Origin of the sequence: Algoriphagus sp. PAP.12 (genome assembly GCF_026652115.1) — a bacterium.
In the GTDB taxonomy this organism is placed as follows: domain Bacteria; phylum Bacteroidota; class Bacteroidia; order Cytophagales; family Cyclobacteriaceae; genus Algoriphagus.
Genome location: NZ_JAPPSQ010000009.1, coordinates 87,112 through 99,433 on the forward strand (window position 1 = coordinate 87,112; position 12,322 = coordinate 99,433).

General features: G+C 36.2%; 8 protein-coding genes. 1 reads left to right on the top strand and 7 read right to left on the bottom strand.

Features of this window, described 5'->3' with window-relative positions; genetic code table 11:
• Positions 1–2: 2 nt before the first annotated feature.
• The 7 genes from gmd to fbaA all read right to left on the bottom strand — a co-directional run bounded on the left by gmd (position 3) and on the right by fbaA (position 9,485).
• A complete protein-coding gene (gene gmd, locus O0V13_RS12370; RefSeq protein WP_268035277.1) occupies positions 3–1,232 on the bottom strand; it encodes a GDP-mannose 4,6-dehydratase in 1,230 nt (409 codons plus the stop codon).
• An 86-nt stretch (positions 1,233–1,318) separates the two neighbouring features.
• Positions 1,319–2,269 (bottom strand): GDP-L-fucose synthase family protein, encoded by a 951-nt coding sequence (locus tag O0V13_RS12375; protein WP_268035278.1) that lies wholly within the window; start codon positions 2,267–2,269, stop codon positions 1,319–1,321.
• 12 nt (positions 2,270–2,281) lie between these two features.
• Positions 2,282–2,701 (bottom strand): adenylyltransferase/cytidyltransferase family protein, encoded by a 420-nt coding sequence (locus O0V13_RS12380; RefSeq protein WP_268035279.1) that lies wholly within the window; start codon positions 2,699–2,701, stop codon positions 2,282–2,284.
• 401 nt (positions 2,702–3,102) lie between these two features.
• On the bottom strand, positions 3,103–3,654 hold the full coding sequence (locus O0V13_RS12385) for a hypothetical protein (RefSeq protein ID WP_268035280.1): 552 nt from the start codon (positions 3,652–3,654) through the stop codon (positions 3,103–3,105).
• Between the two features lie 957 nt (positions 3,655–4,611).
• Positions 4,612–7,059, bottom strand: coding sequence for a GumC family protein (locus O0V13_RS12390; protein ID WP_268035281.1), 2,448 nt, complete (start codon positions 7,057–7,059; stop codon positions 4,612–4,614).
• Positions 7,059–7,883, bottom strand: a complete 825-nt coding sequence (locus O0V13_RS12395; RefSeq protein WP_268035282.1) for a polysaccharide biosynthesis/export family protein — start codon at positions 7,881–7,883, stop codon at positions 7,059–7,061. The genes O0V13_RS12390 and O0V13_RS12395 overlap by 1 nt, the downstream gene beginning before the upstream one ends.
• Positions 7,884–8,423: 540 nt before the next feature.
• Positions 8,424–9,485, bottom strand: a complete 1,062-nt coding sequence (gene fbaA / locus O0V13_RS12400; RefSeq protein WP_268035283.1) for a class II fructose-bisphosphate aldolase — start codon at positions 9,483–9,485, stop codon at positions 8,424–8,426.
• A 301-nt stretch (positions 9,486–9,786) separates the two neighbouring features.
• On the opposite strand from fbaA, the gene O0V13_RS12405 reads away from it, so the two are divergent.
• The gene (locus tag O0V13_RS12405; protein ID WP_268035284.1) at positions 9,787–12,207 is read left to right on the top strand and encodes a glycoside hydrolase family 31 protein; all 2,421 of its coding nucleotides are present in this window, start codon (positions 9,787–9,789) and stop codon (positions 12,205–12,207) included.
• Positions 12,208–12,322: the final 115 nt, after the last annotated feature.

Here is a 12,322-nt window from a genome sequence, read left to right on the forward strand (position 1 = left end):
AATTACTCTGCTTGTCTAAAAACTTCATGACCACCTTCGACCAAATGCAAATCCTTTTGCATCAGCTTGATATCAGAAGCCATCATATCTTCAACCAATCCAGCTAAATCAAACTCTGGATTCCAGTCTAGTTGAGTTTTAGATTTGGTTGGATCGCCGAGGAGTAGGTCTACCTCTGTAGGGCGGAAGTAAATAGGATCCACTTTTATCAAAGTCTCTCCAATGTTAAGTGTTGATCCGTTAACCGTTAATTTGTTAATTGTTAACACGTCATTATCGTTAGTAACACTTAACGCTGAACCTTTAACCATTAACTGCTGTCCTGTTGCTTCAAAATATTTTTGTTCATCGACTGAATCCAAGATCCCGACCTCGCCAATTCCTTCTCCTTCCCATCGGATTTTGAAACCCACATGCGCAAAAGCCATTTCAACGAAATCACGTACTTTGGTCGTTTTTCCAGTAGCAATCACAAAATCCTCCGGCTTTTCCTGTTGCAAAATTAACCACATGGCTTTTACATAATCTTTGGCATGTCCCCAGTCTCTTAATGCCTCCAGATTACCTAGGTATAGGCAATCCTGCAAACCCAAGGCAATAGCTGAAACTGCCATAGTAATTTTTCTTGTAACAAATGTTTCTCCCCTTCTGGGAGATTCGTGATTAAACAAAATCCCATTGCAAGCAAACATATTATAAGCCTCCCTGTAGTTCTTGGTAATCCAAAAACCATAAATTTTTGCTACTCCATAAGGTGATCTCGGATAGAACGGAGAGCTCTCATCATAAAACCCTTTTTCGTTTTTATTCTCAGGCATACCTCCATATAATTCAGAAGTAGACGCCTGATAAATTCTGGTTTTCTTCTCTAAACCTAAAATTCGGACTGCCTCCAAAATTCTTAATGTACCGATTCCATCTACATTGGCCACATATTCCGGAGAATCAAATGAAACTTTTACATGAGACATCGCCCCCAAATTATAGATCTCATCTGGCTGAACTTCCTGAATAATTCGAATAATATTGGTCGAATCTGTTAAATCCCCGTAATGCAATTTGAAGTTCACATGATTTTCATGCTGATCTTGGTATAGGTGATCTATTCGTTGCGTGTTAAATGAAGAAGCTCTTCTTTTCACGCCGTGTACTTGGTATCCCTTTTCTAGCAGGAGTTCTGCCAAGTAAGATCCATCTTGACCAGTAATACCTGTGATTAGTGCCGTTTTCATATTGTAATGTTAAATGTTAATGGCTAAACGTTAAATGTTAATTGTAATGGGTAATATGATTAACTTATTAACTCTTAACTCAATAACTAAATTTTAACCTCTTTAAAATTCTCCTGATTCTCCAAGAACCATTCATAAGTACTCTTAATCCCCTCTTCCAATCCAACTTTCGCTTTCCAGCCAGCTTTTTCCATTTTGGAAACATCCATTAATTTTCTTGGAGTTCCATCAGGTTTAGTAGAATCCCAAAGAATTTCCCCATTATGCCCTACAGTTTTTTGAATCAACTCAGCTAGTTCCTTGATAGTCAAATCTGTACCTGTTCCTACATTATAGAGGTTATCCTGAAATTCATTTTCCAAAGCAAAAACCACAGCTTCAGCCAAATCCTCAACATATAAAAATTCCCTCATCGGAGCTCCAGATCCCCAAAGTTCTACTGGAATGTTTCCATTTAATTTAGCATCATGAAACTTCCGGATCATGGCAGGTAGCACATGGGAAGTCTTCAGATCAAAATTATCATAAGGGCCATATAAATTAGTAGGCATTAAGGAGATATAATCCTTCCCAAATTGCTTTCTAATTGCTTCGCATGCTTTTACTCCAGTAATTTTTGCTACGGCATACCATTCGTTAGTCGGTTCCAAAGGACCTGTCAACAAATAATCCTCTTTTAAAGGTTGAGGAGCCATTTTTGGATAAATACAGGAAGAACCCAAGAATATAAACTTCTCAACATCAGCTTTTAAAGAGGAATTGATCAGATTATTTTGAATCTGCATATTCTCCATCAAAAACTGATAGGGATAGGTATTATTTGCTAAAATCCCTCCCACCCTAGCTGCGGCGTCAATAACTACATCAGGTTTCTCATTTTTGAAAAAGTTCTCAACAGAATTCTGATTCCTTAAGTCCAGTTCTTTAGAAGATTGACCAATCAAATTGGAATAACCCTTTGTTTCCAAGGCTCTCCAGATGGCTGAGCCAACCATACCTCTATGGCCAGCGATGTATATTTTTGTGTTTTTATTCATTTCTATACACTCCTATCTCTTTAATAGCCAACTACTTGATTGAATTTTCTCTCCCAAACCATCAATCAATTGGATACCTAATTCCTCACAAACTGGAACCTCAGGAATGGATTGATTATTCTGATCTCCCCCGTTGGCGAATGCCAATTGGTAAGAATTTGAAAGTTCTTTATAAATATGTAGGATCGTCTCACAAACTGTCCGGTCCTGGTCAAGAGATAAAAAGACCCTATCCACACTTTTTATATTGGAAACTATAAAAAGTCGTTCTTCCTCTTTTTGAAATTCCTCCGAGCCTTTTAAAGCACGCTGCAAGTCATTATTAACAATGACTATCAGTTCATCTCCTAAGGCCTTGGCATGGTTAAAATACTCAATATGTCCTTTATGTAAGGGATTAAAGTAACCAGAAACAATGATGGCTTTTTTCATTCTCTTTTTCTTACTCTAAAACGAATAACAATTTATTCCAGCTTAAAAAAATGGCAGATACAGCTTCGCCCTTTCAGTCCCATACATTAAAAAAGAAAAAAAGTTGAAAGAGCTAAAAAAGACTATGTCTCTGAAATTATATCTCCTTCTCCTATTTTCTCGTCTGCAGTATAGTCTTAGCTTAGATATTTGGTAATTAAATAGACTGCCCTAAAGCAGTCATTTTTTTAAAAAAAAGAAGAAAAAACTGTCATATTATTAATTTTTGACAGTTTTACTCCCTATTTTCTGTTGTAAATATAATCAACTGAGTAGTTTTAGTACTCATTTTTTATCCTAATTTTTAAAGGATTTTTCATATACATTTTTATGTATTTCACTTAAAGAATAGACGATTCGGTCTAATCAAGCCCTAACAATTCTGGGCAAATTTTCAATTTCCAAAATTGACTATGTCCAAAATTTTCTGCATAAAAAATAGTATCCGCATTAACTTGGATTTTGATTCCCTTAGACATTTCAGAATCATTTGGGATTTGATTTTTCAGAGAGCTTTTGAAATTTTCAAAATCTTTCCCAAAGTCATAAATCCTTAAAAAAGTGGCAAAAAGCGAATCATTGGCATAAAATTCATATAGACTTGATGCTTTATCTGAATCAGCTTTCACAAATCGGAAGGCCTTCATTTTTTTATTGTTTTGGTTCCAGGAAACACTTACAGAAGGCTCTAATTTTCCGTGCTCAAACTGCTCATCTTTTTGCAGATCTTCCAAACCCTTTTTAAAATCGAGTCTTGAAGAAGATATTTTAAAAGAAGCCTCCTGAATCATCGAAATTGGATCAAAAAAAACAGGTTTCCCAGAGTATTTATAAACCATGGGAATACCTTTTACCAACTTCTTCTTGGTTTTGTAACCAATAAAGATTTTCGAAAGTATTGAAATTGCATCCATGCTAGCATTATTGCAAAAACAAAACCCATAAAATCTTAAGTTCTAAGTGGTTTAATAAATTAGCCCCTATAAATTACAAATATTTGAATTACAGCGTTTTAACTTACTTTATAAAGGTTTACCATCTTAAAATTCTTTGTATAAAAAATTGATAAATATTATTCAATTAAAATTAAAGAGGAAAACTGTGGAGTAATTCCCCAAATTGCTTTCATGGAGGGGTTTAAATTTGGAATAAATAAGGGATTCTAAAATTGAATTTTCAGCTTACCACTCTTGATAATCATTGGGCTAAAGCCCCAATTATTGTATTCACATTTTTATCCTCTAGCTTAAGCTAGAGGATAAAAATGTGAAAATTGGAATTTATCTTTCTGGAAAGAGGACGAGGTATAATGGTAATCTTGAGTAAGAATGGCGCTTTAGCCCATGCTAAAAAACAATTTAGTATTGAGCTGGGCTTTAGCCCAATTCTTTATTTTCCATTTTTATTCACCTTCCTGAAAATTTATTTTCTATACCTTCTCGGCAATATTTCTTCGTTTTTTTAAAAATCCAATGGCCGAGGGAAATGGTATTTAATTTTTGCAATTATCCACAATGATTTCAGTAGCCTAATTTTCTTAGCTAATCCAGCCGGGTGTCCGATGCCCGATGACGGATGCTTGCAAGAATGGTACTTCAAAGCTACATTTTAGCCGATTCCTTATTAGACTTGTGAGATTGTGGATAATAGTAAGATTAATTTTTTACCCTTGCTTAAAACCTAAGGCTATTAAGGTTTTGGTTGATATATGGCAGATGGGCGGAAGACGTGGTTCCTCATTGAGATTGTAGATGTTTATATTTCGCCGAAGGCCTATTTTCCACTTTATTTCGAGGAGCATATTTCGGATATTAATCCTTCTAGATCTCTGTAGCTTATAAATAAAAACCCCGAATACATCGGGCTAAAATTTAGGATTTTCTTCTTAAGGCTCTCTTCCACCAAGGAAGTTGAACTTCCTCATGGTATCCATAGGAATTCCCTCCATATCCATAACCATATCCGTAGCCATACCCGTAGCCATAGCCTTTGTCAATATGTAAGTCATTTAAGATTCCATACATTTTGGTCACTCCTCCTTTTTCTACCAAATTATTCAAAATAGCGGTATTTCCTTTCATAGAATATCCTTGACGGAAGACATAGAAATTAATATCCGCTAAGGCGAACAGTTCTTTTGTTTCAGAAACCAATCCTACAGGAGGGCAGTCAAAGACAACCACATCATATTCTACCTTAATCTCCTCAATGATTTTTGTAAACTTATCCTGAAGCAATAATTCTGCAGGGTTTGGAGGAATTGGACCAGATAGAATTACATCCAAATCCGAATGGGCTGTCTTCTTAACAGTATTTCTCCAGGAAGTATTGGAACTTAAGGCTGTACTCATTCCAATATCATTTGGCATATTGAAATCTTCGGCAATTTTTGGCTTCCTTAAATCAAGACCTAGAAGAATTGTCTTTTTACCCATCAGAGCAAAAACAGAAGCCATATTCATGGAAACAAAAGTCTTTCCTTCTCCGGAAATTGAAGAAGTAAATAGAATAGTTAACTTCTCCTTATTGGTACTTAAATAAGACATATCCGCTCTTAGGGATCTAAATGATTCTGTCACAGTGGATCTTGGACTATTTAATACAGGAAGATTATCTTCTGTGGTTGCTCTACCAATCATCCCAATCAAAGGAACCTTGATTTGGTTTTCCAATTCTTTTGGATCTTCAATTTTGGTATTTAGAAAATCTTTTACCGTAATAAAACCAATTGGAATTATAAAGCCCAAAATCAATCCAATCAAGAGATTTAGTGACCTTTTAGGGGCAATTGGTAATTGGCTGGATTTGGCAAAATCCAAAATAGAGTTCTTCGGCATATTTGCCGCTTTTGTAATTTCGGCTTCCGCTTTCTTTTGAAGGAGATATATATAAATATTCTCATTAATAGAGAATTGTCTTTGGATCCCCAATAAATTTCGTTCGGTTTCAGGCAGTGAGTTTACATCTCTTTCGATAGAAGAAATTCGGCTATTCAAGTCTGAAATAACATTTCTAGTATTTTGAATTGCTGAACTTACGTTTTCTTGCAATGCTTTTTTTGAATTTTCTATTCGAGTAGCATTTTCTCGTACAGCTGGCAACTCGTCTGAAAAATTTGACCTAAGGCGAATTCTTTCAGCTTGTAATTCACTTAATGATTCAACCAATGAATTCAGTAAAGGATCAGTCACTCCAATAATAGATGGTGCTACCAAATCTCCTTCAGCATTATTGCTCAAATACTCATTCAAAGTTTGATAATATTTTAGGTTTAATTCTGCCTGGCTCCTTTCCTTGTCCAGTTCCTGCATCTTTTCAAATATGACCGCCCCTTCTTCAGATAGATTGAAAATATTATTTTCTGTTCTGTATTCTTGAAGTCTATTTTCGGAGGTTTCAAGAGACTCTGTAATTCCACTAAGTTGATTATCGATAAAAGTAACTGTACTTTCAGATGCTCTATTTTTTTCATCCAATTCCCTTTGCAAATACATTTCCATCAACTTATTGATGTAATCTTCACCTAATCTCCTTACAGGAGTTTCCAAAGTTAGATTTAGAATGGACGCTTGCTTATTAATCGGAGAAACTCCCAGCTCTTCTTTGAACTTTAGTGCTAGAGATGGCGTATCGATTAATCTGAATTGAAATTTTTCACCAGGTAAGGCAGAAATCTGATTGATTTTAAAGGAATAATTCTCGCCCGAAATCGACTCTCCAAAATTGAAAACAGATTTCTTCAATTGAAAATCTGTCTCTGGTTTGGTTTTATAATAAGGGTCTGCTGGATTAAAAACGGAAAACTCATCATCACCTACTCCAAGCTCAAAAGTTCTATCATCCAAAACTTCTATGGTAAACATCCCTCCCACAACTTGAGGCTGTTTCCAATTAACTTCTACTAACACTGGAATTTTCTCATAAACCTGAGTTGTTCTCAAAACCCCTTCAACGAAATATTGAACATTCAAATTCAACTCGTTGACAGCTTCTTCTGCAAGTGAATAGGATTTTAGAATTCCAATTTCATTTTCAATATTATTCTTTCCTTGTAGACCAAATCCAGCAGATTCAAACAGATCCATTCCAAGACTCGGCTGTTCATCTTTTACCAAGACTGAGGATTGAATATTGTAAATTGGAGTTGAATATCTATTAAAAAGGAAGGCTCCAATAATACCGGCAACCATAAATGCCAAAATCAGTGGCCAATATTGCAGGTAATTGAATAAAAGAACCTTTAAATCAATCTCATCCTCCTTTTGTTGAATAAATGGTTGAGAATTTCCTTGATTAAAGTTTTGAGTCGAGGAATTCATTATTTGTTTAATGAAATAATAAGGTTGATAATTAAGGCAGCAGCAGTAATAGAAGAAATTACCAAAGAAATGGACTGGGCAGCATTTTCACCAGCTCCAATTTCACGAACCTTCATCGGTTCTGCATAAATTTGATCATTTGGCTGAATGAAGTAAAAAGGAGACTTCACGACTTGCCTATCATTTAAGTTGATCCTATGCAATTTGGTACCCTCTGGATATTGTCGAATCAATAGTATCACATCTCTTTTTGCAATGGGAGTCAAATCACCGGCATTAGCAATTGCCTCAAAAATAGTCATTCTATCTTGGAGAACCACAAATTTCCCAGGTCTTCTAAACTCTCCCAGAGCTGAATAGCGAATACCTCCTAATTTAACTTTTACATACAAGTCAGATTTTACAAATCTCCGCAATCTTTCTTCAATTTCAACTCTCGCTTCTTCCAAAGTTTTATCTTTCACATATACATCTCCAAGCATGGGAACCTGAATATTCCCATTTTTATCAACAGTATATCCAGTCATATAATAGATATCGCCACCAGATTGCGAAGCTATGTTTCCCATTTGTCCATTCATAGAAACACCAGCCTTGTTATTAAACCCAAACTGTAACATGTCCTCCACTGTTTGTACATTGACATCTATGATGTCATTGTATTGGAGCTTGTACTCTGGGATTTCGTAGGTAATTAATTCTCCTTCCTCAATTACTTCTTCTCCTTCTAAGTTTTGGAGGTAGATGATTTTCTCATTGGAAACGCAGCCTACTGCGATCAAAAAAACCAGGGCAAACTGTACCCCTGTCCAAATCTTCTGCATATGTTGATGGTCTATCTATAATTTATTACTAGGATCGGCAAACATAAAGAAAATCTCCCTAATACGTTTCTAAAATTCGTAGAGTGGCGGATTTTTTCGTTGATATTATTGTTAAGTTTCTAAATTTCAATTAAATAAATTAAAAACATCAATTTCAGAACTATTTCGCTGAAAATCAAAATGTTTAAATAATAAAACCCTAAATAATCTTTGTAAGATTCAATTAATCTTGATTAAATCACAAATAAATAATTACGGGATTTTTTAATAGAAATAGGTGAATTTGGGTTGAACCCCTTTTCCAAAAAAGGAGGAGGTATTTAGGGATATCTTATAAGTATATTAAACCAATCCTTGTACCAACAAGATGAAATCAGGAATAAAGTTTGAATATTTGGCTAAAATACCTGAATGCAATATTTCAAATTATAGCCGATAGCAATAGATATTCTACTTTGGGGAAGAACTCCTCACAAAGTCCATTTTCAGAACTTTCAAACTATAAAAAAAGTCACTCTTTCGAGTGACTTTCTATTTTGATTAGTTTTTGTTGACTGCGTTGAGCATATCAAATGCCATCTCCAAACGCTTAACGAAGTTTTCTTCGCCTTTTCTTAACCAAACACGAGGATCATAGAATTTCTTGTTTGGACTATCAGGACCTTCTGTGTTACCCAATTGAGTCTGAAGGTATCCTTCATTCTTTTTGTAGTAATTCAAAATACCTTCCCACATAGCCCACTGCATATCTGTATCGATATTCATTTTGATAGAACCATAAGAGTTCGCCTCTCTGATCTCCTCCACTGAAGAACCAGATCCACCATGGAATACAAAATTCAATGGCTTACCACTCAATCCATATTTCTCATTGATATAGTCCTGAGAGTTCTTCAAGATGATCGGCTTCAAGCTCACATTTCCTGGCTTGTAAACACCGTGAACATTTCCAAAAGCTGCTGCAATGGTAAATAAGTCGCCAATTTGCTTCAAATTCTCATATGCGTAAGCAACTTCTTCAGGTTGGGTGTACAACTTTGAAGAATCGATATCAGTATTATCTACTCCATCTTCTTCACCACCGGTTACACCCAATTCAATTTCTATTGCCATCTGAAGCTTTTCGAACTCCTTGAAATAATTGCAAGAAATCTCCACATTTTCTTCCAAAGGCTCTTCAGAAAGATCCAACATATGGGAAGAGAACAAAGGCCTACCATTAGCTGCATAATAAGCTTTTCCAGCTTCCAACATGCCGTCAATCCAAGGCAATAATTTCTTAGCCGCATGGTCAGTATGCAAAATCACAGGCACACCATAAGCTTCAGCCATTTGGTGAACGTGATGCGCACCCGAAACAGCACCAGCAATACTTGCTTGCTGCTTATCATTGGCTAGTCCTTTACCTGCAAAGAATTGGGCTCCACCATTGGAGAACTGAATAATTACCGGAGAATTTAATTTCTTGGCGGTTTCCAAAACAGCATTCACTGAATTGGTACCAATCACATTCACTGCTGGCATAGCAAACTCATTCTCTTTCGCATAAGCGTAAAGATCTCTGAGTTCCTGACCATATTTTACACCAGGTTTAAATTTCATGTTTGAGTTAGGTTTGGTTATTTTTCTTAAAGCGCTAAATCACGCCTGTCTGCTTTCAAACGCTTCAAAGATATAAATCCCTGCAATAAAATTCCCCAATTCCAATTTGAAATCCTTCAAAATTTGAAAAGCCAGCCCCAAGCATCCCTTTTTGAAGCTTTATTCTATAGATTTCTGAAGTAATGAAAACAGCATTCAACCTCTTTAAATATTAATAAATTGCTTTTTGGCAGAAATTCGAATATAAATTGCTATTTCATAGAGGTACTCTGTTCAACATCCTAAACCTATTTTCGACACCATGCAGAATCGGCCACAATCGTCAGCTTCCTATTTGGGAATAGGCTCAACGCTAGAGATCGAACCAATACCCCATGGAATCAAAGGAAAAACTGAAAACGGCTTTTTCCAGATCACTGTCCTCAATCCACATATCCTTCGTATTCAGGCAAGCAAATCTGATTTTTTTTATCCCAATCCTTATTCGGTCCTAAAAGTTGATACTGAATCGGATTTCCAACTTAATGAGACCCAAACAGGAATTACCCTTTCCACTACCCAGATCAAATTAGAAGTTACCCTATCTCCTTTTGCATGCACCTTTTATGATAAAAATGGCAATATTCTAAATCAGGATGATCCATTGGGAATATCCTGGATAGGAACTGAGGTTTCTTGTTACAAAAAGGTTCAAAAGGAAGAAAAATTTATTGCGCTTGGAGAAAAAACCGGCAACCTCAATAGAGTAGGACAAGCTTACACCAACTGGAATACGGACTATTTTGCCTATGGCACCGGAGACGATCCTTTATACATGAGCATTCCATTCTATATCGGAATTCATGAAAAAGGTGCTTATGGGATTTACTTTGATAACACCCATAAATCAGTCTTCAACTTTGGTGCTAGCACTAATCGATTCATGTATTTTTCAGCTGAGGATGGCGAAATGGATTATTATTTTATCCATGACCAAGACATTGCCGGAATCATTTCCAAATACAGCGACTTAACAGGGAAAATGCAGCTGCCTCCACTCTGGTCATTGGGATATCAACAGTGTCGCTACAGCTATTATCCGGAATCGGAGGTAAAAACACTTGCCCAAACATTTCGGGATAAAGATATGCCTGCTGATGTTATTTATCTGGACATTCATCATATGGAAGAATACAAAGTATTCACATTTGATGGTAAAAAATTCCCTGACCCAAAGTCCTTGATTCAATTCTTAAAGTCAAAAGGTTTCCGAGTTGTCGTTATTATGGATCCAGGAATCAAAGTAGATGAAAAATACCAGCCGTATTTGGAAGGTAAATCAGCTGGTTTATTTGTCAAATACCCAGACGGTGACGAATACCAAGGGCAAGTCTGGCCTGGATGGTGCGCATTTCCAGATTTTACCAATCCAAAAACAAGACAATGGTGGGCCGAAAAAATGAAATTTTATACAGAGGCAGGAGTTGATGGATTTTGGACCGATATGAATGAACCCGCTTCTTGGGGGCAATTCACCCCCAATGTGATAGAGTTTGATTTTGAAGGAGAGGAAGTTTCTCATCGGAAAGCCAGAAATATTTATGGAATGCAGATGGCAAGAAGTGCTCAGGAAGGTTCAATTTATCAAAACCAAAACCTCAGACCGTTTGTATTAACCCGCTCAGGATTTGCAGGAATCCAACGATATGCTGCAGCGTGGACAGGAGATAATGTAGCATCTGAAGAGCATATGTTGGCGGGTGTAAGACTTGTCAATAGTTTGGGATTGAGTGGCGTGCCTTTTTGTGGATTTGATGTCGGAGGTTTTGCCGGTGAAGCATCAAAATCACTATATGCTAGGTGGATGAGTATAGGAGCCTTCACTCCCCTATTCCGGGCTCATTCCATGATCAATACCAAGGATGCAGAACCTTGGGCTTTTGGTGAAGAGGTGGAAGAAATCAGCAGGAATTATATCAAATTGAGATATAAACTCTTACCAACTATTTATTCTAAATTTTTTGAATCTTCTCAAAACGGACTTCCAATCAACTCTAGCTTAGCTATATCCTATTCCCTAGACCCAAAAATCTACCAAACAGCTTATCAAAATCAATTTTTATTTTGTGATAGGTTTCTAGTTGCTCCGGTTGAAAGCACCAAAGAAATCACCAAGATCTATTTACCGGAAGGAACTTGGTACAGTCTTTATTCTGATGAGTTTTTCACTGGGGAAAATGAAATTTATATAGACTGCCCACTGAATTACTTGCCTGTTTTTGTGAAAAGTGGCTCAATTTTCGGCATGCAATCAGAAAGGTCTAACACAAGTGAAATACACGATGGAATTTTACATCTTCATGTTTACTGCAGTAATCAAGCAGGTGCTTACCTCCATTATGAGGATGACGGGGAATCGATGGGATATTTGAAAGAAGAATACTTCATGAGAGAAATCACTTATTCTCCCCAGCAAATGTCAATGACAATAGGTCCTGTCGAAGGAAACAGAAATTCCAGTTATAAAAAAATCAGAGTTTATCTCCACGGATTTCAGACTGATGTAGTAAGCTTAAATGGCCAAAGCTTCAGTCTCGAGAATGAAAACTATGCTTTCTTGGAAAAATTGACAGAATTTGATCCACTTCCTGAGCATGAACACCCATTTTATGAAATTAAAGCTCTTCCATTTCTGGAAATTGATCATATCTATGAGCCAATCATACTTTCTGGGCTATTCTAAAGACATTCAATTAAATTTGAAATCGAATTGCTAATACCTTACAATTATATTCAGGCCATTTAGGTCTAATATTCTCCTTTCAATTTAAAACACTGCGCTTTTCAAGCACTAGCTA